This is a genomic window from Flavobacterium sp. JLP, assembly GCF_015350755.1.
In the GTDB taxonomy this organism is placed as follows: domain Bacteria; phylum Bacteroidota; class Bacteroidia; order Flavobacteriales; family Flavobacteriaceae; genus Flavobacterium.
The window spans coordinates 530688-554057 of record NZ_JADKPS010000002.1 but is presented as its reverse complement, the minus strand read 5'-3'; the positions used below and the strand labels follow the sequence as shown (position 1 = coordinate 554057).

The 23370-nt window shown below is 32.8% G+C and carries 19 protein-coding genes; 12 read left to right on the top strand and 7 right to left on the bottom strand.

The genetic code is table 11. The features are described 5' to 3' along the window. Window positions 1–111: 111 nt before the first annotated feature. Window positions 112–1473, bottom strand: coding sequence for a sigma-54-dependent transcriptional regulator (locus tag IRZ83_RS07780; RefSeq protein ID WP_194567917.1), 1362 nt, complete (start codon window positions 1471–1473; stop codon window positions 112–114). A 158-nt stretch (window positions 1474–1631) separates the two neighbouring features. Here IRZ83_RS07780 and IRZ83_RS07775 point away from each other — a divergent pair, with 158 nt between their 5' ends. From IRZ83_RS07775 to IRZ83_RS07765, 3 genes are all read left to right on the top strand, one after another. Next, window positions 1632–2876, top strand: coding sequence for an efflux RND transporter periplasmic adaptor subunit (locus IRZ83_RS07775; protein WP_194567915.1), 1245 nt, complete (start codon window positions 1632–1634; stop codon window positions 2874–2876). Between the two features lie 133 nt (window positions 2877–3009). Beyond that, window positions 3010–3717 carry an ABC transporter ATP-binding protein gene (locus IRZ83_RS07770; RefSeq protein WP_029271653.1) on the top strand — a complete coding sequence of 236 codons (708 nt, stop codon included), beginning with the start codon at window positions 3010–3012 and terminating at the stop codon, window positions 3715–3717. Between the two features lie 145 nt (window positions 3718–3862). Beyond that, the gene (locus IRZ83_RS07765; RefSeq protein ID WP_194567914.1) at window positions 3863–6292 is read left to right on the top strand and encodes an ABC transporter permease; all 2430 of its coding nucleotides are present in this window, start codon (window positions 3863–3865) and stop codon (window positions 6290–6292) included. 91 nt (window positions 6293–6383) lie between these two features. On the opposite strand, the gene IRZ83_RS07760 is transcribed toward IRZ83_RS07765, so the two are convergent. Further along, on the bottom strand, window positions 6384–7997 hold the full coding sequence (locus IRZ83_RS07760; protein ID WP_194567913.1) for a murein L,D-transpeptidase: 1614 nt from the start codon (window positions 7995–7997) through the stop codon (window positions 6384–6386). Between the two features lie 382 nt (window positions 7998–8379). Between IRZ83_RS07760 and IRZ83_RS07755 the strand changes: the two genes are divergently transcribed. The 4 genes from IRZ83_RS07755 to IRZ83_RS07740 all read left to right on the top strand — a co-directional run bounded on the left by IRZ83_RS07755 (window position 8380) and on the right by IRZ83_RS07740 (window position 10936). Next, window positions 8380–9507, top strand: a complete 1128-nt coding sequence (locus IRZ83_RS07755; RefSeq protein ID WP_029271649.1) for an Mrp/NBP35 family ATP-binding protein — start codon at window positions 8380–8382, stop codon at window positions 9505–9507. A gap of 118 nt (window positions 9508–9625) precedes the next feature. Then, window positions 9626–9865: a NifU family protein gene (locus IRZ83_RS07750; protein ID WP_026982674.1), complete on the top strand. Its 240-nt coding sequence runs from the start codon at window positions 9626–9628 to the stop codon at window positions 9863–9865. Window positions 9866–10075: 210 nt separating this feature from the next. Next, complete coding sequence (locus IRZ83_RS07745; protein ID WP_194567912.1) at window positions 10076–10558, top strand: hypothetical protein; 483 nt, start codon at window positions 10076–10078, stop codon at window positions 10556–10558. A gap of 60 nt (window positions 10559–10618) precedes the next feature. Then, complete coding sequence (locus tag IRZ83_RS07740; protein WP_026982672.1) at window positions 10619–10936, top strand: 2Fe-2S iron-sulfur cluster-binding protein; 318 nt, start codon at window positions 10619–10621, stop codon at window positions 10934–10936. 52 nt (window positions 10937–10988) lie between these two features. Here IRZ83_RS07740 and IRZ83_RS07735 read toward each other — a convergent pair whose 3' ends face one another. Then, window positions 10989–11672, bottom strand: a complete 684-nt coding sequence (locus tag IRZ83_RS07735; RefSeq protein WP_194567911.1) for a DUF6058 family natural product biosynthesis protein — start codon at window positions 11670–11672, stop codon at window positions 10989–10991. 214 nt (window positions 11673–11886) lie between these two features. On the opposite strand from IRZ83_RS07735, the gene IRZ83_RS07730 reads away from it, so the two are divergent. After that, entirely contained in the window at window positions 11887–12435 is a 549-nt protein-coding gene (locus IRZ83_RS07730) for a hypothetical protein (RefSeq protein ID WP_194567910.1), read from the top strand. An 86-nt stretch (window positions 12436–12521) separates the two neighbouring features. Here IRZ83_RS07730 and IRZ83_RS07725 read toward each other — a convergent pair whose 3' ends face one another. The 3 genes from IRZ83_RS07725 to IRZ83_RS07715 form a co-directional block, all read right to left on the bottom strand. Then, a complete protein-coding gene (locus IRZ83_RS07725; RefSeq protein ID WP_029271640.1) occupies window positions 12522–13511 on the bottom strand; it encodes an aspartate-semialdehyde dehydrogenase in 990 nt (329 codons plus the stop codon). 172 nt (window positions 13512–13683) lie between these two features. Next, complete coding sequence (mscL, locus tag IRZ83_RS07720; RefSeq protein ID WP_029271638.1) at window positions 13684–14067, bottom strand: large conductance mechanosensitive channel protein MscL; 384 nt, start codon at window positions 14065–14067, stop codon at window positions 13684–13686. A 67-nt stretch (window positions 14068–14134) separates the two neighbouring features. Then, a complete protein-coding gene (locus tag IRZ83_RS07715) occupies window positions 14135–16606 on the bottom strand; it encodes a bifunctional UDP-N-acetylmuramoyl-tripeptide:D-alanyl-D-alanine ligase/alanine racemase (protein WP_194567909.1) in 2472 nt (823 codons plus the stop codon). Window positions 16607–16826: 220 nt separating this feature from the next. Between IRZ83_RS07715 and IRZ83_RS07710 the strand changes: the two genes are divergently transcribed. Beyond that, complete coding sequence (locus IRZ83_RS07710; RefSeq protein WP_029271636.1) at window positions 16827–17432, top strand: hypothetical protein; 606 nt, start codon at window positions 16827–16829, stop codon at window positions 17430–17432. Here IRZ83_RS07710 and IRZ83_RS07705 read toward each other — a convergent pair. After that, window positions 17427–18161, bottom strand: a complete 735-nt coding sequence (locus IRZ83_RS07705) for a porin family protein (RefSeq protein WP_317174431.1) — start codon at window positions 18159–18161, stop codon at window positions 17427–17429. The genes IRZ83_RS07710 and IRZ83_RS07705 overlap by 6 nt on opposite strands. A 191-nt stretch (window positions 18162–18352) precedes the next feature. Between IRZ83_RS07705 and IRZ83_RS07700 the strand changes: the two genes are divergently transcribed. The 3 genes from IRZ83_RS07700 (at window position 18353) to IRZ83_RS07690 (ending at window position 23347) form a co-directional block, all read left to right on the top strand. Continuing rightward, window positions 18353–18706, top strand: coding sequence for a hypothetical protein (locus IRZ83_RS07700; RefSeq protein ID WP_029271634.1), 354 nt, complete (start codon window positions 18353–18355; stop codon window positions 18704–18706). 150 nt (window positions 18707–18856) lie between these two features. Next, window positions 18857–21064 (top strand): TonB-dependent receptor, encoded by a 2208-nt coding sequence (locus IRZ83_RS07695; protein WP_194567907.1) that lies wholly within the window; start codon window positions 18857–18859, stop codon window positions 21062–21064. Between the two features lie 174 nt (window positions 21065–21238). Then, entirely contained in the window at window positions 21239–23347 is a 2109-nt protein-coding gene (locus tag IRZ83_RS07690) for a prolyl oligopeptidase family serine peptidase (protein ID WP_194567905.1), read from the top strand. Window positions 23348–23370: the final 23 nt, after the last annotated feature.

Below are 23370 nucleotides of genomic sequence, written 5' to 3'. Positions count from 1 at the left end.
TTGTCACAGATTACAAGATAAAAATGATTTTTAGTTGCTGTAATCTCTCGCAGATTCAGCAGATTTGGCAGATTGTAAATTAAAAATCATTTTTATCTGAGAGAAAAATTTTTAACCTATATTTTTTAAATCGTATTTCTCAATTCTTCTGTATAAGGCTGCCCTTGACAAACCGAGTTCTTCAGCTGTTTTACTAATGTTTCCGTGATGTTTAAATAATGCCTTTTCGATAGCATTTTTTTCCATTTCAGATAACGCATTGTCATCATTTTCCTGAACATCGTCAAATGCTAAAATATCTAAATCGTGAACTGAAATGGTATTATTATCGGCTAAGATTAAAGCACGTTCGATCTTATTTTCCATTTCGCGAATATTTCCTTTCCATGGATATTTTTCTAAATATGGTGCAGCATTCTCTTCAAAATGCCATGCCGAAGCTTCGGGACCATAATTGTATTTTTGGGCAATCTGATCGAGAATAAAATTGGCCATAGGAACAATATCATCTTTTCGTTCGCGTAGTGATGGAAGATGAATTTCCATCGTATTAATTCGGTAAAGCAAATCTTCGCGGAAAGTTTTGTTTTTTACCTCCGCTTTAATATCAATATTTGTTGCCGCAATTATACGGACATTTAAAGGCCGAGGTTTGCTTTCGCCCAAACGCGTAACGGTTTTAGTCTGTAAAACATGTAATAATTTTGATTGCAGATGAAGCGGAATATTACCAATTTCATCTAAAAAAATAGTTCCATTCTGGGCCATTTCGAACCTTCCGGGCGTATCTGTTTTTGCATCTGTAAAAGCACCTTTTGCATATCCAAAAAGTTCGCTTTCGAATAAATTATCACTTAATGATCCCAAATCTACATGTACAAAAGGTTCGTCTTTTCGTTGTGAATTTTGGTGAATGAATTCGGCAAAAACATATTTTCCTGTTCCATTCTCACCTAAAATCAAAACATTTGCATCCGTTTTAGCCACTCTTTCGGCAATAGAATACGCGTGTTTTATTTTTTGAGAAGTACCAACAAAATACCTTTTTTCTACTTTTTCAACTACTGTTTTTTTGCTGTTTTTTCGGCTTTCGGCGACAGCCTTATCAATTGTTTCCAGTAGTTTTTCGTTGTGCCAAGGTTTTAAAACATAATCAAAAGCACCTATTTTTATACCTTCGACAGCGGTATCAATTTTGCCAAAAGCAGTCATTAAAATAACTACTGTCTGTGGCGAAAGTGTCTTTATTTCTTTAAGCCAATGAATTCCTTCGCGTCCGTCTTCAAAACCAATTCGGTAATTCATGTCTAGCAAAACCACATTTATTTCATTTTCGCTTAAAAGTGAAATGATTTTTTTAGGGCTGTTTGTGGTAAAAATGGTTTCAAAATGTTTTTTGAGAATCATTTTTGCCGAAAAAAGAATTTCTTCCTGATCGTCAACAATTAATATTTGGGCTTGTTTTTTTCGCATGCTGTCTTTTTTTGTCCGCTTTTGAACGGTCAACTGTTCATTATCGAACAGTCCTTTTTTGGATTCGTTTTTAAAGTTTCTTTAAAATCAATGCTTTACAAATAATAAATTTATTGGCACAGTATTTACCTATTGGTAATCAGTAAATTATTAAAAAAATGGACACGATAATTCCTCGTAAAAATAGAAAATTTAGATATCTGACAATAGCAATTGCTGTTTTTTTAGTTTTGGGCGCCATCATCTTTTTTTCTTTTAATACCAAAAGAAGTCTGAATGTTAAGGCAGAAGAGATAACGGTTCAGAAAATCGAGAAAGCCTTTTTTGAAGATTTCGTTGTTTTTCAAGCCAAAGTCGAACCACTGAACGTAATGCTTGTAAATGTTACAGAAGGAGGATCTGTAAAAGAGATATTTGTAGAAAATGGCGCAATGGTAACCAAAGGGCAATCACTGGCACGTTTGTACAACCCAAATACAGAGTTGAATTATCTAACTCAGGAAACGGCCATTATTGAGCAGATTAATAATTTGAACAGCGGAAAACTAAACATTAGAAATCAAGAGCTGAATCTAAACAAAGACTTGGTTTTGATCGAACACGATTATAATGATGCCAAAAGATTATACGATATGAATTCGAAATTGTTTGAAAAAGAGGTGATTTCTAAAAATGACTGGAATACTTTTAAGGAAAGCCTACGTTTTCAGGAAGAACGAAAAAGAACCATTCAGCAAAGTATTCAAAAAGAAAAACAATCGAATCAAGTACAGATTTCGCAGATCAACCGCTCTATCCAGACCATGGAAAAAAGTTTGGATATTTTGAGAAACAACAAAAAGAACTTTTTGATCACTGCTCCAGAATCTGGCCGATTAACTTCATTCGAACCGGTTTTAGGAAAAACATTTCAGGCTGGAGAAAGTATCGGGAAAATTGACTCCAAACAAGGATATAAATTGACTGCTGATGTTGATGAGTTTTATTTAGAAAAGGTTCGCGAAGGCTTAAAAGGGCAAGTAGAATTTAAAGGAAAAACACTTGAAGTTTTAGTAACCAAAGTAATTCCGGAAGTAAAAAGTGGTCATTTTACTGTAGAATTGGCTTTGACCTCTAAAGAACAAATCGTTTTGCAAGACGGACTTAGTTTTGGCGTAAAGCTGATTTTATCGGAGAAAAATAAAACTCTAGTAGTTTCTAAAGGAAGCTTTAATCAAGAAACGGCAGGAAAATGGATTTTTGTAGTAAAAGGAAATAAAGCAGAAAGAAGAAACATAAAACTAGGAAGAGAAAATCCTTCTTATTATGAAATTCTAGAAGGCTTAAAAGAAGGAGAATCTGTTATAACATCATCTTACACAGATTATAAAGATGTTGAGGAATTATCGATTAATTTTCAGTAACAGTTCTCAGTTCTCAGTTTACAGTCACATTTTACATTTTACATCTTACATTTTACATTTTACAATTCACAATTAAAAAAAGTTTCAATCATCAATCAAAAAACATTTTAACAACATTTAATTCCAAAACAATATGATAACAATTCAAAATTTAACCAAAGTTTTTAGAACGGAAGAAGTAGAAACATCAGCGTTAAGCGGTATTTCTTTAGAAATTAAAAAAGGTGATTTTTTAACTATCATGGGACCTTCAGGTTGCGGAAAATCTACTTTATTAAACATTATTGGCCTTTTAGACAGTGCTACTGATGGAAGTTACAAATTATTAGACCAAGAAATGATTAGTCTAAAAGAAAAAGGAAGAGCTCAGGTTCGCAAAGAAAATATCGGATTCATTTTTCAGAATTTCAACTTGATCGACGAACTAAATGTTTATGACAATATCGAACTGCCTTTGCTTTACAACAATGTAAAAGCATCAGACAGAAAACAAAAAATTGAGGCTATTGCTGAAAAATTAAATATCTCGCACCGTTTAAAACATTATCCACAGCAGCTTTCTGGAGGACAACAGCAGAGAGTTGCCGTTGCCAGAGCTTTGGTTAATGATCCTAAAATCATTTTAGCCGATGAGCCAACCGGAAATCTGGACAGTAAAAATGGTAATGAAGTAATGGAACTTTTAACTGATCTGCACGCAAAAGGCGCGACAATTTTAATGGTGACCCACTCTGATTATGATGCTTCGTTTTCGCAAAGAACGATTCATATGAAAGATGGCGTTATATTTTCTGAAAAACTAAATCAGAGAAATGTTGATGTTTTTATGGACGCTAAATAATTTCAAAATGATAAAATTTATTATAACCGCAATCACAATCCTAATTGGATTTGTTTGCAAAATATTAGCAATGATCTAAAAATCTGTTAGGTACAGAAACCTTTTAGATCTTATTAAAAAACTAACAACTATAAAAAAATACACCATGATTTTTAACTGGTTTAAAATATTTGTTTATCATTTAAAGCAAAATAAACTGTTTTCGTTTTTAAATGTATTAGGATTAAGCATTGGCGTTGCCGGAGTAATTTTTGCAATTTTATACTGGAACAACGAAAACGCCTACGATCAATGGAATCCTGAAAAAGAGAATGTATATCAATCGCTGAATAAAATTGGTACAACTGGCGATACTTGGGCTACCAATTCAATTCCGTTTGGAGAAACCTGTAAGGCCACGATTCCTGAAATCGAGACTATTTCTTTCTTCAATAATTGGTACAATGAAGCGCCTATAAAATATCAGAATCAAAAAGTAATGGATAAAAAGATTACTGTTTCTGACAATGGCTTTTTTGATGTTTTCCCGTTCCCGATTATAAAAGGAGCTAAAACTAACATTTTAAAGGAGAAAAATAGCGTTGCCTTATCTGAAGAAGCTGCAAAATTGCTTTTTAAAGACGAAGATCCAATTGGTAAATCAATCAACTACAATAGTAAATTTTACATTGTCAAATCGATTTATCGCTTAATTCGACCATCGTCTATCGAACCAAATTACGTTTTTGGCGACGTTAAACGCGAACAGGATCAAAACAGCTGGGGAAATTTTAATTATGCCATGATGATTAAAATTAAAAAAAATGCCGATGCTGCAGCAGTTTTAAAGAAAATGCAAAATGTAGATTTTGTCAACAGAACCTTAAAAGATGCCAAAGAAAACGGACAAACTGCAGAAGAATATATTAAAGAAAACGGACAAACGACTGTAATAATAGACCAACTTAAGACGGCCCGTCTATATGGTACAAAATCGTCGGGAGGACGCAATTTTCCAGAAGGAAGAGGTAATTTGCAATTGCTTTACATCATGGTTGGATTGTCCATTCTAATTTTAGCCCTTTCCCTGGTTAATTACATCAATCTGGCAACGGCCTCTGCTATCAAACGCGCTAAAGAAGTTGGTGTACGCAAAATTGTAGGTGCTACTAAAAAACAAATTATTGCTCAGTTTATATTTGAAACAGCCATAATTGTCATTTTAGCTATCATCTTTGCATTAGCAATTGTAGAGCTTTCAATACCGTATTACAACAACTTTTTGAAAAAGAACCTGACTATGAATGGCGGTGAATTTTACCTGCAGCTTATTTTTATATTTGGATTAGTGATCGTTCTTGCGGGTATTTTTCCTGCTATTTATATTTCAAATTTTGAAACTTTAAAAGTTTTAAAAGGTAATTTCTCAAGAAGCAAAAGCGGTATCTGGATTCGAAATTCGATGTTGATTTTTCAGTTTGGAATTGCTGCATTTTTTATAATTGGTGCATTAATTGTAAACTCACAGGTTAATTATATGATGAATAAAGACCTTGGTTTTAGTGGTGATCAGATTATTAGAATTCCGTACAACCTAACTGATTTCCGTACGAAAACAGCTAAATATCAAGTTGCAAAACAAGAAATTGGTAAAATTGCAGGAGTAAAAGGAGTGACAACTTTTGCCGGAAGTTTTGGAAACAGCACCAATTCAAGCTCAGGATTTACACACAATAGTATTTTTGTACAGCCTCGAAATGTAGAAATGGATTTTGGTTTTCTTGAAATGATGAAAATTAAAATTGTACAGGGTCGTGATTTGTCGCCTAAGTTTGCTTCAGACACTATAGACAACTGGTTAATAAACGAAACGCTTGCTAAAAAATTAAACCTAAAAAACCCAATTAATACAATTATCACATCAGGTTGGGGAAATGAAAAAGGAAACATGAAATTTAAAATAGTAGGAGTTGTAAAAGATTTTCACATTACCGGTTTGCAGGATAAAGTGCCTCCAATGGTTTTCATCAACCTTAAAACTTTAAAATGGAATAACTTTGACAATATTTATGTTAAGGTTTCTCCAAACAATTTAAGTGAAACATTGGCCGGTTTAAAAGCATATTGGGAGAAAAATGTAAATCCGGATTATCCTTTTGATTATGAATTTGTAAATAAAGGTTTTGCCAAGACATATCAGGAACAGGTAAAACAAAAAGACTTGTTTTTTATCTTGAATCTAGTTGTAATAATTATCGCTATATTTGGATTGTTTGCTTTAGCCTCTTTCTCTATGGAAAGACGTTTGAAAGAAATAGCTATCAGAAAAACATTGGGCGCAGAAACTGATATTTTATTGAAAGAATTATCAAAACAATATATCATTTTTTGCTTTATGGGATTTGCAGTCGGAATTGTTCCAGCTTATATCCTATTGCAAAAATGGCTTGAAGATTTTGCTTTCAGAATCAATATTTCAGTTATTCCGTTTAGTATCGCTTTAGTTTCTTTATTGGTTCTGACACTGCTTATAGTGCTGGCAAAAGCCTATCAGGTAACTAAAATTGATGTTTTAAAATATTTAAAATACGAATAAGCTTGTAGACCATTTTTTTTGAAGAAACCCGCGATTACCGAAGCTTCGGTAGTGGCGGGTTTCTCTTTTATAAATAATTGTCGTGTGTGTATTATTGCATGGCAACTGAATCAGAAAACAGTAATTTATCTAAACGCTGATCTCTTTCATAAACATCTTTATAAAAACCTATTTCACCATTTTCATTTACCCAAGCTGTAAAATAACCTATAAATATTGGCACTTTATTTTTAAGTATACAAGGCGTTTCTTTTTCACCGCTCATAGATTCGTCAATTTTAGATTTTGACCATTCTTGATCTTCTTCTAACATAGCTACTGCTAATCCTTTTGCATCTTTAATATTGATACATCCGTGGCTGAAAGTACGTTTTTCAAAATCAAATAAACTTTTTGCTGGAGTATCGTGAAGATATATATCGTTAGGATTTGGGAATAAGAATTTTACTAAGCCTAAAGAATTTTTAGGTCCTGGTTTTTGTCTCACTGCTCCATCATTCCACTCCATATTATTTTCTGCCAAATAATTTTCATCGGCAGCCATTTTTTGTTTCAATTCATTATTGACAATACTTGCCGGAACATTCCAATATGGGCTAAATACAATTCGATCAATGTTACCGCTAAAAATAAAAGTCTCTGTCAATCTTGATCCCACAAAAACGTCAGATGTCAATCTGTTTTTCCCATTTTTTATATAATTCAATCTGTAAGCTGGAATATTAACCATTACATATTCAGCTGCCTGACCCAATTTTGCAGGAATCCATCTGCAGCGTTCCATATTCAGCATTATTGTTTTTATGCTGTTTTCGATTGGTTCATTCATTTGGTTAATATGCTCTAATGTAAGGGTATAGTTTAATTTAAGACCGTATCTTTTTTTATAATTTAAAACTCCTGCCATCATTTCTTCATCATAGACATTTCTTTTTGAATCTTGTTTTAAATCACCAATAACAAACAAGCGTTCTCTAATTTGTTTTACGGCAACTGACGAATCAAAAGGTTTTAAATCTTTATAATTTTCAGTATCGATATCAATTCTTTTCCAAAGATTGTTTTTCTCAATGTCACGATATTTTTTCAACATCGCCTGAAGTTTATAATATTGAGTGTTTAAAAGATTAGCATCTTTATTAATTTGAACCGGATTAGTGGCAAGTGAATCTAAAACAGTGTCGTAAGAAACATTTTTAGAAGGCAAAACCCATTCTATTTTTTTAAGCGTTTCCGCATCAACACCAGAATTGTTTGAATAAAAGAAATACATGCTTGAAAGCAAAAGTTCTCCCTCCGTTTTAGAAAGTTTATTTGAAGCTTTATCATCAAAAGCACTTTCAATAACATTCATATAAGCCATATTCGCTTTAATTCCCTGTTCGTTTAAAACACTGACTTTTTGATATAACAAAATTCCATATTCATTAATTGCTGCATCATCATACCAAATAGAGTTGTATTCTCTTTTTTGATAAAGATCTGAAACCTCATTTTGGTATTTTTTTAATTTGGTATACTTTTTAAAAAATTTGTCAATCAACACGCTGTCGAGAGCAACTGCAGAGAACCCTATTTTATTTACTAAAGTACTCTCAACTTCAATTTCATTTGTTTTTACTTTACTTTCATTCGCCATAGAATTAAAAGAAAAAGTTGTAAAACTCACCACAATACTCAAGGTTAAAAAGATAAAACGTTGCATTTTTTTGTTTTTTAATTATTTAGTACAAAATTACTTTTGCATGTTTATAAAATTATTTATGCATTTTTCAAAATGCTTTAAATCAGAAATTTAGGGTAGTCAAATTTACTTCAGAGGCACGTAAAACTTATTATCATATTACTTTGTAATCTATTAAAATTCGCACGTGGGAATGTTGAAACATCTCGATGTTCTGATTTAAGATTGAAAACCAGCAGGTCTAAAAAACAAGAGTATCATTTTGAATAATTTAGATATCAATAAATACGATTCAAAAAGAGAAGAAATCCAAACATAATCAGTTATCTTTGCAGTCTGAAATGAGTTTAAATTAACATAGTTCTTTAACAACGTTTCATCAATAGAAAAATACCTTATTAAAATGAAATTAGACAGAAAAGAAATTCTTAAAGCTTTAGAAACTATTACTATAGCTGGAGAAGGAAAAAATATGGTTGAAAGTGGTGCTGTTGCCAATGTCCTTACTTTCGGAGACGAAGTCGTAGTAGATTTAGTACTGCATACACCAGCAATGCACATTAAAAAAAGAGCTGAAGATGATATCAAAAAAACGATTCACGAATTGATATCTGCTGATGCAAAAATTAAAGTAAACATTAAGGTAGAAACTCCTGAGAAAAACGAAATTAAAGGTCGTGCAATTCCAGGAATCAAAAATATTATTGCTGTTGCTTCTGGTAAAGGAGGAGTAGGAAAATCAACTGTAACAGCAAATCTTGCTGTAACATTGGCAAAAATGGGTTTTGCTGTTGGCGTTTTAGATGCTGATATATACGGGCCTTCGATGCCAATTATGTTTGATGTCGAAAACGAAAAGCCGGTTTCAATTACTGTTGACGGAAAGTCTAAAATGAAACCAATTGAAAGTTATGAAATCAAAATACTTTCTATCGGTTTCTTTACGGCACCAAGTCAAGCTGTAATCTGGAGAGGTCCAATGGCTGCTAAAGCTTTAAACCAAATGATTTTTGATGCAGATTGGGGAGAATTAGATTTTATGCTAATCGATTTGCCTCCGGGAACTGGAGACATACACCTTTCGATCATGCAATCGCTGCCAATAACTGGAGCAGTAGTCGTAAGTACTCCTCAGGCTGTGGCACTTGCTGATGCAAAAAAAGGAGTTGCCATGTTTATGCAAGACAATATTAATGTTCCTGTTTTGGGAATTATTGAAAATATGGCGTACTTTACACCTGAAGAATTGCCTGATAATAAATATTATATCTTTGGAAAAGAGGGTGCTAAAAACCTTGCTGAAGATTTGAATGTTCCATTTTTAGGAGAAGTTCCAATTGTACAGTCAATTCGTGAAGCCGGAGATTACGGTCGTCCAGCTGCTTTACAAACAGCTTCTGCAATCGAAACTGTTTTTGAAGAAATTACTAGAAATGTAGTACAAGAAACTGTAAATAGAAACGATAGTCTACCTGCAACAGAAGCTATTAAAATTACAACAATGGCAGGTTGTTCAGCAGTAAAAAAATAATTAGATAATTGAGATAAGACTAATGAGATAATTTGATAATTAGATAAGTAGATAATTTTTACTTCAAAGTGAATTTTCTACTTATCTAATTGACTAATTTTCTAATTGATAAAATATTATGACAACAGAAGAATTAACTAGCAATGTATTACTTGCATTAGACGAAATCAGACCTTTTTTAAATTCTGATGGAGGCGATATTACACTTATCTCTATAGATGATGATAAGCATGTTAAAGTTCGTCTCGAAGGAGCGTGCATAAGCTGCAGTGTAAACCAAATGACTCTAAAAGCTGGAGTTGAAACAACAATAAAAAAATATGCTCCACAGATTGAAACTGTGGTAAACATTATGTAAAAGAAATGTTCTTCTCATTTTAGACCTTTAGATATTAACAAGAATAATAGCTCTTTTGCTTGTTTGCTTTAAAAATCTTAAGAAAAATGTTCAGAATAAGCGTAAACATTGAAGATTTAACAAAAAAGGGTATAAAGTTTTAAGAGTTTAAGTTAAGGAATTATTATATAATTAGCCTAAATTTGTAAAATAACCCTTTAATCCTAAATTATGAAGAACTATTACGCTCTATTTTTACTGCTGTTTTTCGTGTCAGTCAATTACGCACAGCAAACACAGACTCTTATTGTTGATAAAGCTTGGGTAAGTGAATCAGAAGAATGGTCCGATTTTGAATATTCAGGACAAATTGTTTTTAACACTACTGCAAATAGTGAAGAAGGCACTTTAAGAATTGGAAATTATGATTTCTTATATGATTTTGCCGAAGGAAAAGCAAAATTTTCAAACAAGGCAACTTATAGTACAGCTGAATTTACACATCCAAGAAAACTTTCTGCGACTACAGATAAACAAGGAGTTGTTAATTCAACTTACGAAGGAACATTAATCTTTCAGGCCAATAAAGATTATTATTCTGTTATAGCTGTTGTTACGTTGTTAGAAAAAGGAGGCAACATACTCGGTGTAAAAATGCACCTGAAAGAAAACAAAAGAAAAGAATTCGCATTTAGCATAAAACCAACCAGTTAATAAAAACAAGGGTTTTTTCACGTTATTAAATCCTAACCCATAAAATTCCAAATAATTAAAATGGATGTATTAATAAAGATTAAGGATCGAGAAGGAGTTATACACGAATTACAGGCTCCAACTGATATGGCAATGAATATAATGGAGTTATGCAAAGCATACGAACTTCCTGTTGAAGGAACCTGTGGCGGAATGGCCATGTGTGCCTCTTGCCAGTGTTATGTTCTGAATGACGTTGCATTACCTGAAATGGGTGATGAAGAAGAAGCCATGCTTTCGGAAGCGTTTTATGTTAAATCTAATAGTCGTTTAGGCTGTCAGATTCCAATTACTACAGAATTAGAAGGGCTTGAATTAGAACTGGCTCCGGAATATTAAAAATAAGAAAAAGCGAGAATTTAAAAGTTCTCGCTTTTTTTATATCCTATAATTAATACTCTTTTTTAATCAAATTATCCAACGAAAACGCTCTTAATAACTTATCCAAATATTTTCCTCTACTGCTTAATTCTCGCTGATAAGGCGCAAAATTACTTGTCGCTTTATTAAATTCGGCGTTGAGTTTTTCGAGCTCAATTTTTTCATCATTTGATAAAGACGCTGATTTCTTTTCTATGAAATCCAAAATTCTCTTTATGGCAATTTCCTTTTCAATAATGTCATTTTCATTATTATTCAAAGTGCAGATTCCGTAGATTCCCTGGCAGAAATAATTCCATTCTTCCTCAAGAGCAATATTTGCTTTTTGTTCATTTAGCTTCCCGTTTTCCTCAAAAACATTTCCATATGCAAATGTTTTGTAAGCATGGTTTTTCAAATTTGTCAACAAATTTTCCTTGAATGTCATTTTGAAACTTTCAGGATTCAGATTCTCATTATCTTTTATAAGCTGTAAAACACTTGGATGAAAATACTTTCTTTCAATAGTAACTTTAAAACTGTCATTTAAGGAAGAACGAATTGTAATATCTGAATTTATACTATATGAAGCCTCCGGAATAAGTTTATTTTCAATTAACTCATTCAGCTTTTCTGAAGAGATATTTGCTTCTCTAATTACTTCTTCAAACTCAATATAATTCGTTGCTATATATTCTAGGTCTATATGTTTCATTTCTTTAAGTCAAATTCAAATCAAATATACCATAAAAAAGTGCATAAAAACTGTAATTCCATTACTGCATCTTCGAAAGCTTAATTCTTTAAAACTACCCTATCCTATCATTATTATGTCTTTTAAGACTAGCCTTGTTTATAAGTACAAAATACTTTTGCAAAATTTTAAAGAGAATTTATTTCTCTAGCTAATCCATAATATCTTAAATAAAATGAACAAATTCCTAAACTACATCAGTATTACCTTAATGGCTGTCGCCTTATTCTCGTGCAATAAAAATGAATGGACACCAGAAAAAGAAACCGAATTCAAAAAAGCTTTTAAAGACAGTTTACAAAGCGCAGGAAAAGGTATATTCTCTGAAGATCAGATCGTTTATGTTTCTGATTGTGTTCTTGAGAAAATGAAAAGTAAAAATTTAAAACCGAATGACGCGCAAACACCCGAAACTTCGATAATGGTTATGCACATGGGAAAAGAATGTGCACAAGAATCATTCGTAAAATGCAAAACGCTATCTAAATCTGAAGTAAAAAATAGCTGGGATTCAAATACTGAAGAAAAATATAAAGCAATTTTAAAAGATGGTTTTGTTCGTACTGGTCTAAGCAACGAAAAAGCTTCTTTTATTGCAGATTGTGCTATTTCTAAATTGAAAGAACAAAATATCGGCCCTGCAGATTTACAAGATCCAAAAAATGGTGTTTTGGTTCAAAAAATTGGAAAGAATTGCGCAGAAGAATTAATGAAAAAGAAATAGGTTTAACTCAATTAAAATCAAAAAAGCCGTAATTACATTTCTGCAATTACGGCTTTTTCTTTATAACAATTTTCTTTAATCTCTAATTATACTAAACCAGCTTTAATCAAATATTCAGCTATTTGAATAGTGTTTGTTGCAGCACCTTTTCTTAGGTTATCAGCAACAATCCACATGTTTAGGGTATTTGGCTGGCTTTCGTCACGACGAATTCTTCCAACAAAAACATCATTTTTACCTTCTGCGTATAATGGCATTGGATAAGTAAAGGTATCTAAATTATCTTGCACCACCACTCCATCTGTATGGTGTAGAATTTCGCGAACTTCATTTACATCAAAATCATTTGTAAACTCAACATTCACAGCTTCGCTATGTCCGCCTACAACTGGCACACGAACTGCAGTAGCTGTAACTCTAATCGTGTTATCACCTAGAATTTTTTGAGTTTCACGAACTAATTTCATTTCTTCTTTAGTGTATCCGTTTTCTTCAAAACTGTCACATTGTGGAATTGCATTTCTGTGAATTGGATATTTATAAGCCATTTCACCCTGAATTCCAGCATATTCGTTTTCTAACTGTCTAACCGCCTTTACACCAGTTCCAGTAATTGACTGATAAGTAGAAACAATAATTCTTTTGATATTGTATTTTCTGTGCAAAGGAGCCAATGTCAAGACCATCTGAATAGTTGAACAGTTTGGATTTGCAATAATTTTATCAGCACTTGTAAGAGTATCAGCATTGATTTCTGGAACGATTAATTTTTTAGTCGGATCCATTCTCCACGCAGATGAGTTATCAATAACTGTTGTTCCGGCTGCAGCAAATTTTGGAGCCCATTCTAATGACGTATCACCGCCCGCTGAGAAAACCGCAATATCAGCTTTTAAATCAACTGCTGTTTGTAACCCAACTACTTTATATTTTTGACCTTTAAATTCAATTTCTTTTCCTACTGATTTTTCAGAAGCAACAGGAATCAACTCTGTTACAGGGAAATTTCTTTCCGCTAAAACTTTAAGCATTATCTCGCCAACCATACCAGTGGCACCTACAACCGCTATTCTCATTTTTATATTTTTAGTATGAATTAATCTAAATTACTCTGCAAAAGTATACATAATAAAAATCAAAACAAGACGATTCACAAAAAATAACAAAATGTTACAAAACAAACAAAAATAAAAAAAACCGCCTCATCAAGAAGCGGTTAAGTTAGACTTAGTGCAGCGGTATATTATATTATTGTTTATTTTTTAAAAGATCTCTAATCTGGATCAATAATTCTTCCTGTGTTGGTCCTGCCGGCGCAGCAGGTGGCGGCACTTCTTTCTTTTTAAGATTGTTTATTCCTTTAATGATTAAGAACAAAACAAAAGCCACAATTATAAAGTTAATTACAGCCGAAATAAATAAGCCATATTTAACACCTCCAAAAGCGGTAAGATCTTCGATTTTTGATAAGTGAGCAGCATCTAATGCCGGCTTCAATATCAATGGTGTAATTACATTCTCAATTAATGAGGTTACAATTTTACCAAAAGCAGCTCCAATAATTACACCGACAGCCAAATCGACTACGTTGCCTTTCATTGCAAATTCCTTAAATTCCGAAAGTATACTCATAATTGTTTCTTTTAGATTAAATTTATTTTATCGAAAATAAGAAATTTTCTCTATAATTTCTAAAGAATTACCTAAAAAATACCCGTTTTACTCGTTGTGAGATACTCGTCATAATTTCATACGGAATGGTTTTTAGCGCCTCGGCCATTTCAATTACCGTTGGGCTTTCGCCGAAAATAATTACTGAATCACCTTCTTTACAATCAATATTACTGACATCAACCATCAGCATATCCATACAAACACTTCCTACGATAAAAGCTTTCTGATTTTTAATCGTTACAAAACCAACCTGATTCCCCCATAATCTCGATATTCCATCCGCATAACCAATTGGAATTGTCGCAATTTTAGTTTCTTTTTCAGCCATAAACCTTCGGCCATAACCCACACTGTCTCCAGACGGAATTGTACGAACCTGCGAAATTATTGATTTTAATGTTCCAACATTTTCCAAATATTTTTGCTCCAATTGATCATTCGAAACTCCATATAAACCAATTCCTAAACGCACCATATTATATTGTGCGCTCGGAAAATTACTAATTCCAGATGTATTTAAAATATGACGAATCGGATTAATATTTAACTCAGAGATTAGTTTTGAAGATAATTTTTCAAATAGATTAATCTGAGAAATTACAAAATCATAATGATTCAAATCATCACTTGTAGCCAAATGCGACAAAACACTTTTTACCTTAACCGTCGTATTGTCTCTTAAAGTTTTAATTAATTCTTCAATTGTATTTTCTTCAAAACCCAAACGATGCATTCCGGTATCAAGTTTAATATGAATCGGAAAATCTTTCAGATTCTTTTCTCTAGCAATTTTCAAAAAGGCATTTAATCCTTTTATACTGTAAATTTCCGGTTCTAATTGGTATTGAATAATAGAAGGAAAACTTGTCGATTCTGGATTCAGCACCATAATAGGCAATTTTATTCCGCCATTTTTCAGCGAGATTCCTTCATCGGCGAAAGCCACACCCAAATAATCTACTTTATGATGTTCGAGTAATTTTGCAATTTCCAAACCTCCATTTCCATATCCAAAAGCTTTCACCATAACCATGATTTTCACATCATTGGCCAATTTTGATTTGTAGTAATTTAAGTTATGACTTATAGAATCTAAGTTGATTTCGAGAACGGTTTCATGTGTTTTTTCTTCAAGCAAAGCAACAATTTCTTCAAACTGAAATGACCTTGCTCCTTTTATCAAAATTGTCTCATTATTAAAATTTAAGCTTTCTATTTGGCTTATAAATTCGGCAGTATTCTGAAACATTATACTGTTCGAAAATTTAGCTTTGAAAGAAGAAATAGTAGCTCCAATACCTATTATGCGGTTTATTTTATTATCAGAAATTAACTGTGCCACCTTAGAATACAATTCTTCATTTGAAAAGCCACTCTGAAAAATATCCGACAAAATCACGGTTTTAGTGGCATTCTTTTTCTGCTGGCTTTCCAGAAAATCCAGAGCAATTTTAAGTGATTGAAAATCAGAACTGTAACTGTCATCAATAATACTGCAATTGTTGATTCCGTTCTTCACTTCTAAACGCATTTGTACCGGATACAACATTTGTACACGATTTTGAATCGTCGCAAAATCATATTTAAAATGAAGCAAAACCATCAAACACGAAATAGCATTTTCTACCGAAGCCGAATCGCTAAACGGAATTTCTAAACTAAAAATCTCCTCTTTATATTGATATTGAATAGTCGTTGTTTCATTTTTAGTTTCTTTATTCAGAATAAAAACATCTGCAGATTCATCTGTAAAACTCCATGAAAAAAGTTTGCGCGGATGCATCATATATTCTGCTGTAAACTGAGACAAACAGGAGTTGACAACTTCGTTTTTTTGATAGATAATTATCGGGCAATCTTTAAACAAAAGTAATTTTTCATCAATCTTTTGTACTAAATTTAAAAACCCTTCGTCATGTGCACTTCCAATGTTAGTAAGCACGCCTATGGTAGGTTTTATGATTTTTTCAAGCTTGTCCATTTCATTAACCGTCGAAATTCCAGCCTCAAAAATTCCTAAATTATGTTTTTCATTTATTGCAATTACAGATAATGGTACTCCCACTTGAGAGTTATAACTTTTTGGACTTCTGATAATATTATAATCCGGGCTCAGCAAAAAGTTAAGCCATTCTTTTACAATCGTTTTGCCATTGCTTCCGGTCAAGCCGATGATAGGAAAATCGAATAAATTACGATAATAGCTAGCAAATTGCTGCAAGGCATTCAAAGTGTTTTTAACGACTAAAAAATTAGCTTTTCCCTTAGCATTTTCAGGAATGTATTGAACGACAAAGTTTTGAACTCCTTTTTCAATCAGTTCATCAATATACAAATGAGCATCATTATTAACACCAGACAGGGCAATAAACAAAGTTTTTGATCCGTTTTGCAATGAACGGCTGTCGATCGAAATATGATCTACAAAAATATCAGTGTTAGAGCCAATCCATTCGGCATTAAGAACCGAGATAAGGCTTTTTAAATTTATGCTCATTTAGAATTTCTTTTTGTCAAATTTAAAAAAAGGTTTGCCAAGAATTGCACAAATTTTCACTAATTAATTTTTATTCATTATAGATTGAACTCAAAAATATTTGTCCTCAATTAAACGGTTCTTACAGATTAAAAAAAAAATTAATTTGTGCCAAGAAAACTGAAATTCGTGGCAAAAAAATAATTCATTATATTTGTTGAATACCACAAAATAAAGCGTTTTGAAAAAAATACTTCCCTTATTCTCCTATATCCTGCATCCGATTTTTATCTCGATGTATGCCACTTTATTTTATCTTTTTGTTAAAGAAGATGTTTTTACCAATCAAGAAAAATACTTTGTTTTATTTCAAATTCTGATTATTACGATTTTAGTTCCGGTGCTGTTTTTTCTTTTGCTAAAATCTACTGGGCATTTAAGTTCTGTAATGGTTCCGGAAACTTCTCAACGAAAAATCCCGCTCATTTTGCAGTGTTTTTTATATATTTTATTGGTAAAAAGAAGCATTATAATTAGCCGCTATCCTGAACTGCATTTTTTCTTTTTAGGAGCTTTATTCAGTACAATTTTAGCTTTGATCTGTTCTTTATTTAAGATAAAAGCAAGTCTTCATATGTTGGCAATCAGTAGTTTTGCCATTTTTGTAATTGGATTAAATGTTCATTTACAAATGAAAAATCCGTATTGGCCGGCATTTTTAATTTTAATGACGGGTGTCGTGGCTTCATCTCGATTAGAAATGAATGCTCATACTGCAAAAGAAATCATGCTTGGCTTATTAATTGGCGTTCTGCCGCAAGTGCTGTTTTTGTATTTGTGGTTATAAAATGTAAAAAATCAATCCGATATTCATTGTAGTCACATCTAATTTTTCTCCAGAAACTGTTTTTACATCCTTAAACAACGGATTCAAACCATAATACATATACACATTCCAGGTATTATAACCTGCTGAAATATAAGCACCGTATTGAAATTTATTGATGTCTGGGTTATTTACAATTTTGTATGTTGTCTCGCCATCATTCAAAAGAGATTTGCTTGAAATCACATAACTTAGTTTTACACCACCATAGATTCTCCAGAATTTATAACTGTCAAAAGTAGAATTTCTCCATCTAAACTCAATTGGCACATCTACTAAATATTGCCTGTATTTATTCGAGACAAACTCGTTATAATCGTTTACACCATAAATTATGGCTCCCGCTTGATCTTTAGAAATAGTAATATTTTGAAAGAAATTCTGATAGCTTAATCCCAAACCTGTAGCAACAGCAACTGTTCTTTTTTTATTGATTGGCATATCGCGAAGAAAACCTGCAGAAAGTCCTGCAGAAAATTTATCTTGTTTAAGTCCTTTAGGAATCTGAGCCAAAAGATTATAGGTAACCGTAAAATAAAATTGATCTTCACGATATAACGAATCGATTTTTACAATCGGTTCTATTTTAGGTTTTGTTTCTTCTTGTGCGAACACATTAAAAAACGAAACTAAAAACAAACAACTAAAAAGTAATCGCATATCGTATTTTGGTTTTAAGGAGGTTTTCAAGTAAACGTTTTTTGGAGTTGATTTATTTCACTTACAAATATAATATAATGCCAGTTCAAGATTAGATTTGAAAGTAATTATTCTGTTTTTCATGACGAATAAAAGCATTCGTTGCATTTTTTTCAAGAAATCTGCAACAGAATCAAAAAAATGAATCAATTTTTCATTGCTCTTTTATACCTTTGTCAAGTATGAAAAGAAAGCAACTCATAATAAGTGTTTCTCTGGCCGTAACGGTATTGTTCTCAATATTGTTTCAGTCGATACACAGTTATGAGCACATTGTAAAACAGCTTTCAGAAAAACAATGTCATCACGATTATAATGATCCGAGCGGTGAAATAACGCATCAGCATCATAATTATGATCTTTGTTACGTTTGTAATTTTGTCTTTGGAAGTTATATTGTTCCTGAGAATTTTTCTTTTCAATTTTATACTTTTCATAGTGAAATTCCATATTTCATTGCTTTTTCAGAAAACATCAAGTCATTTTCTGGAAGCGCCTATTTATTGCGCGGACCACCAGCTGCTATAGTTTCTTAAATTTCGAATTACTCGAAAATCAAAATCATTCAAATCTAATTCAGAAAATTAGTCTGTTTTTCCATCTTGAACAACAAGATCGGAAGGCTTTGTTAGTTTTTTAGTTTTTGTTTTGAAGAAAAAATCAATTAACTATAGCATCATTTTCAAATGAAAAAAATAATACTAGCCCTTATTTTAGGGTTTTCAAGTCTGCTTTCAGCCCAAAATTCTGTTTCAGGAACTGTAACCGATCTTCAAAACCAGCCTTTGCCAGGCGTTTCTGTTTATGCGCCAGAATTACATAAAGGAACAACAACCGACGCAAACGGAAAATACGAATTTACGAATCTTCCAAACGGAAGTTTTCGCCTTGCTTTTACCTTCGTTGGATATACCACTCAGAATAAAACTATTTTTAAATTATTAAAAGAAAACACTTTAGATGCAATGCTTTCAGAATCTGTTTTTGAAATGGATGAAGTTGTGGTTTCAACACCTTTTAACAAACTGCAATCGCAAAACGTAATGAAAGTCGAGCACGAAAGCATCAAAACATTACAGCAAAAAGGAACCTCAACCTTGATTGAAGGTTTGGCTACTATTCCTGGAGTTTCTCAAATTTCTACCGGAACTTCTATCGGAAAACCAGTAATCCGAGGTCTTAGCGGGAATCGTGTTTTGGTTTATTCTCAAGGTGTGCGTATCGAAAACCAACAATTTGGAGACGAGCACGGTTTAGGATTAAATGATGCCGGAATCGAAAGTGTTGAAGTTATAAAAGGTCCTGCTTCTTTACTTTATGGATCTGATGCTTTGGGCGGTGTTTTGTATTTCAATCCAGAAAAGTTTGCTGATGCGAATACTTTTAAAGCAAATTTCAGTCAAAAATATTTTACGAATACACAAGGAAGCAATTCTTCGATTGACTTAAAAACATCTACGGATAATTGGAAATTTTTAGCGCGAGGCAGTTTCAACACGCATTCTGATTATAAAATTGCTGATGGCGATCGCGTGACAAATTCACGTTATAACGAAACCGATTTTAAAACCGGAATTGGATACAGCAATTCTAGTTTTTCAAGTGTTTTAAGATACAATTACAATAAACTGGATATTGGAATTCCAGAAGACGGAATTGCAGAACAATCTTCCAGCAAAAACACGATGTTTCCAAGACAGGGAATTTTCAATCATTTATTAAGTCTTAACAATGTGATCTTTTTTGAAAACTCAAAATTAGATGTTGATTTGGGATATATAGCCAATGACAGAAGCGAGTTTGAAGACAGCAACAACGCCTCTTTAAGAATGAAATTGAATACTTTCAATTACAACGCAAAATATCATTTCGCCAAAATGGGCAAAATTGAAACAATTTTAGGCGTTCAGGGAATGCATCAAACTAATAGCAATTTCGGAGAAGAATATTTAATTCCGAATGCAACAACGAATGATTTTGGTGTTTTTGGAACTGCAAATTACGAATGGAACAGCAGTGTTCTGCAAGCGGGATTGCGTTTTGACAATAGAAATATAACTTCTGAAGCACACGGAATTGTAGATGAAGAAGGTTATTTTCTCCCTTTAAACAAATCATTTGACAGCTTTAATGCTTCTTTAGGTTATAAAACAAAACTTGCTGAACCCTTGACACTTCGTTTGAATGTGGCAACTGGATTTAGAGCGCCAAATTTAGCCGAATTAACTTCGAACGGAGTTCATGAAGGAACAAATCGATATGAAATTGGAAATACTGATTTAAAAACAGAACAAAACGTTCAAACCGATTTGAATTTAGAATACAAAAACACGCATTTTGAGTTTTTTATAAACGGATTTTACAATCATGTAAACAATTATATCTACACTTCGCCAACGGGAGAAACTCGTGACGATAATGACGTTTTTGCTTATGTTCAGGATAATGCAAAATTATATGGTGGAGAAGTTGGTTTTCACTTTCATCCGCATCCTTTAGATTGGCTTCATTTTGAAACCAGTTTTGAAACTGTAACTGGTAAAAAAGATAACGATGATTATTTGCCTTTAATTCCGGCAAATAACTGGAATAACACTTTAAGAACGGAGTTTAACATCAAAGATTGGTTTAAAGAAGGTTATGCTTCCCTAAACGTTTCTTCGACTTTTAGCCAAGACAATGTAAGCGGTTTCGAAACGGCTTCAAAAGGATATACGTTAGTAAATTTAGGTTTTGGAGGAACTGTAAAATTAGGAAAAACTGCTTTTGATGTAAACTTAAACGGAAACAATTTATTCGATAAAAGTTACATTGCTCACCTTTCAAGATTAAAAACAGATGGCATCCCGAACATTGGAAGAAACATCGTTTTAGGTGTGAATTTCAACTTGTAAAATTTTAACCGTAAAGTACGCTAAGATTCCGCAAGGTTCGCAAAGTTATTTCACACAGCTTTGCGAACTTTGTGTTTTTATAAAGGCTGCTTAATTAAAAAACTTTGCGTGCTTTGCGGTAAATTTATATTCAACTAAAAGTGGTATTTTTGCTATAACCGTTAAACAAAAACTATGAAAAAAACATTTCTAATAATGGCAATTACAACCGCAGGAATTTCATTTGGACAAAACAAAATTCAGTATCCAGAAACAAAAAAAGGCGAGACTGTTGATGTTTATTTTGACACAAAAGTAAGCGATCCCTATCGTTGGCTTGAAGACGATAAATCTGCTGAAACTGGGGCTTGGGTTAAAGCTGAGAACCAAGTTACTTACGGTTATTTAGATAAAATTCCATTTCGTGATGCACTTAAAAAACGCATGGAACAACTTTGGAACTTCGAGAAAATAAGTGCCCCGTTTGTAGAAGGAAAATTTACTTATTATACTAAAAATAACGGACTTCAAAATCAATCTGTTGTTTATAGAAAAGGACAAGATGGGAAAGAAGAAGTTTTCTTAGATCCAAATACTTTTTCTAAAGACGGAACAACTTCACTAGGCGGTTTAGATTTTTCTAAAGACGGAAACAAAGCTGCATATTCTATTTCTGAAGGTGGAAGCGACTGGAGAAAAGTGATTATAATTGATGCTCTTTCTAAAAAAGTTTTAGAAGATACTTTAGTTGATGTAAAATTCAGCGGTGTTTCCTGGCACGGAAATGAAGGCTTTTATTATTCGAGTTATGAAAAACCAAAAGGAAGCGAATTATCGGCAAAAACAGATCAGCATAAATTATACTTTCACAAACTGGGAACTTCTCAAAAAGAAGACAGAGTTATTTTTGGAGCAGATCAAAAACGAAGATATGTTGGAGGTTATGTTACTGAAGACGATCATTATTTAGTAATTTCTGCTTCGAATTCTACTTACGGAAATGAGCTTTATATTAAAGATTTAAAAGTGCCAAATAGTCCGATAATTACGGTTGTTGACAATTTTAACAGCGACAATTCTATTATCGAAAACGAAGGAACAAAATTGTTTATTGAAACCGATTTGAATGCGCCAAACAAGCGTGTTGTTACGGTTGATTTTAGCAATCCGAAACCAGAAAACTGGAAAGATTTCATTAAGGAAACTCAAAATATTCTATCTCCTTCAACAGGCGGAGGTTTCTTTTTTGCTAATTATACTAAAGATGCTGTTTCGTTTGTACAGCAATACGATTATAGCGGTAAATTAGTTCGTGAAATTAAACTTCCGGCAGTAGGAACTGCAGGCGGATTTGGAGGAAAAAAACTGGATAAAACTTTATATTATAATTTTACCAATTATACAACTCCAGGAACGATTTATTCATTAGAACCAAAATCTGGCAAATCAGCAATTTATCAAAAACCTAAAGTAGATTTCAAAAGTGAAGAGTACGAATCAAAACAAGTATTCTACACTTCAAAAGACGGAACAAAAATCCCGATGATTATTACGTATAAAAAAGGATTAAAATTGAACGGTAAAAACCCAACAATCCTTTACGGTTATGGCGGCTTCAACATTAGTTTGACACCAAGTTTCAGTATCGCAAATGCAGTTTGGATGGAAAATGGAGGTGTTTACGCAGTTGCTAATTTAAGAGGCGGCGGTGAATACGGGAAAAAATGGCATGACGCCGGAACGAAATTGCAAAAGCAAAATGTATTTGACGATTTTATTGCTGCAGGCGAATATCTGATTGCTCAAAAATATACTTCATCAGACTTTTTAGCGATTCGCGGCGGTTCTAACGGAGGTTTATTAGTGGGTGCAACAATGACACAGCGTCCTGATTTAATGAAAGTAGCATTACCTGCTGTTGGGGTTATGGACATGCTGCGTTACCATACTTTTACAGCCGGTGCAGGTTGGGCGTACGATTACGGAACAGCTCAGGACAATAAAGAAATGTTTGAATATCTTAAAGGATATTCTCCTGTACAAAATGTAAAAGCAGGCATTAAATATCCTGCAACAATGGTAACAACAGGAGATCATGATGACCGTGTGGTTCCTGCTCACAGTTTTAAATTCGCTGCTGAATTGCAGGAAAAACAAGCTGGCGACAATCCAGTTTTAATTCGTATTGATGTAAAAGCAGGACACGGAGCAGGAAAATCAGTTGCAGCTTCAATTCAGGAAAATGTAGACGTTCAAGCGTTTACACTTTATAATATGGGCTTTACAGCTTTACCTAAACAGTAAAATTTTAAGCACTTAACTTATTT

Excerpts from the sequence above, each read along its gene's own strand:
- IRZ83_RS07690 (WP_194567905.1), top strand. The coding sequence starts at position 21,239 with ATGAAAAAAACATTTCTAATAATGGCAATTACAACCGCAGGAATTTCA.
- IRZ83_RS07700 (WP_029271634.1), top strand. The coding sequence starts at position 18,353 with ATGAAAAGAAAGCAACTCATAATAAGTGTTTCTCTGGCCGTAACGGTA.
- IRZ83_RS07755 (WP_029271649.1), top strand. The coding sequence starts at position 8,380 with ATGAAATTAGACAGAAAAGAAATTCTTAAAGCTTTAGAAACTATTACT.
- IRZ83_RS07695 (WP_194567907.1), top strand. The coding sequence starts at position 18,857 with ATGAAAAAAATAATACTAGCCCTTATTTTAGGGTTTTCAAGTCTGCTT.
- IRZ83_RS07760 (WP_194567913.1), bottom strand. The coding sequence starts at position 7,997 with ATGCAACGTTTTATCTTTTTAACCTTGAGTATTGTGGTGAGTTTTACA.
- IRZ83_RS07745 (WP_194567912.1), top strand. The coding sequence starts at position 10,076 with ATGAAGAACTATTACGCTCTATTTTTACTGCTGTTTTTCGTGTCAGTC.
- IRZ83_RS07775 (WP_194567915.1), top strand. The coding sequence starts at position 1,632 with ATGGACACGATAATTCCTCGTAAAAATAGAAAATTTAGATATCTGACA.
- IRZ83_RS07730 (WP_194567910.1), top strand. The coding sequence starts at position 11,887 with ATGAACAAATTCCTAAACTACATCAGTATTACCTTAATGGCTGTCGCC.
- IRZ83_RS07725 (WP_029271640.1), bottom strand. The coding sequence starts at position 13,511 with ATGAGAATAGCGGTTGTAGGTGCCACTGGTATGGTTGGCGAGATAATG.
- IRZ83_RS07750 (WP_026982674.1), top strand. The coding sequence starts at position 9,626 with ATGACAACAGAAGAATTAACTAGCAATGTATTACTTGCATTAGACGAA.
- IRZ83_RS07740 (WP_026982672.1), top strand. The coding sequence starts at position 10,619 with ATGGATGTATTAATAAAGATTAAGGATCGAGAAGGAGTTATACACGAA.
- IRZ83_RS07735 (WP_194567911.1), bottom strand. The coding sequence starts at position 11,672 with ATGAAACATATAGACCTAGAATATATAGCAACGAATTATATTGAGTTT.
- IRZ83_RS07765 (WP_194567914.1), top strand. The coding sequence starts at position 3,863 with ATGATTTTTAACTGGTTTAAAATATTTGTTTATCATTTAAAGCAAAAT.
- IRZ83_RS07780 (WP_194567917.1), bottom strand. The coding sequence starts at position 1,473 with ATGCGAAAAAAACAAGCCCAAATATTAATTGTTGACGATCAGGAAGAA.
- mscL (WP_029271638.1), bottom strand. The coding sequence starts at position 14,067 with ATGAGTATACTTTCGGAATTTAAGGAATTTGCAATGAAAGGCAACGTA.
- IRZ83_RS07715 (WP_194567909.1), bottom strand. The coding sequence starts at position 16,606 with ATGAGCATAAATTTAAAAAGCCTTATCTCGGTTCTTAATGCCGAATGG.
- IRZ83_RS07770 (WP_029271653.1), top strand. The coding sequence starts at position 3,010 with ATGATAACAATTCAAAATTTAACCAAAGTTTTTAGAACGGAAGAAGTA.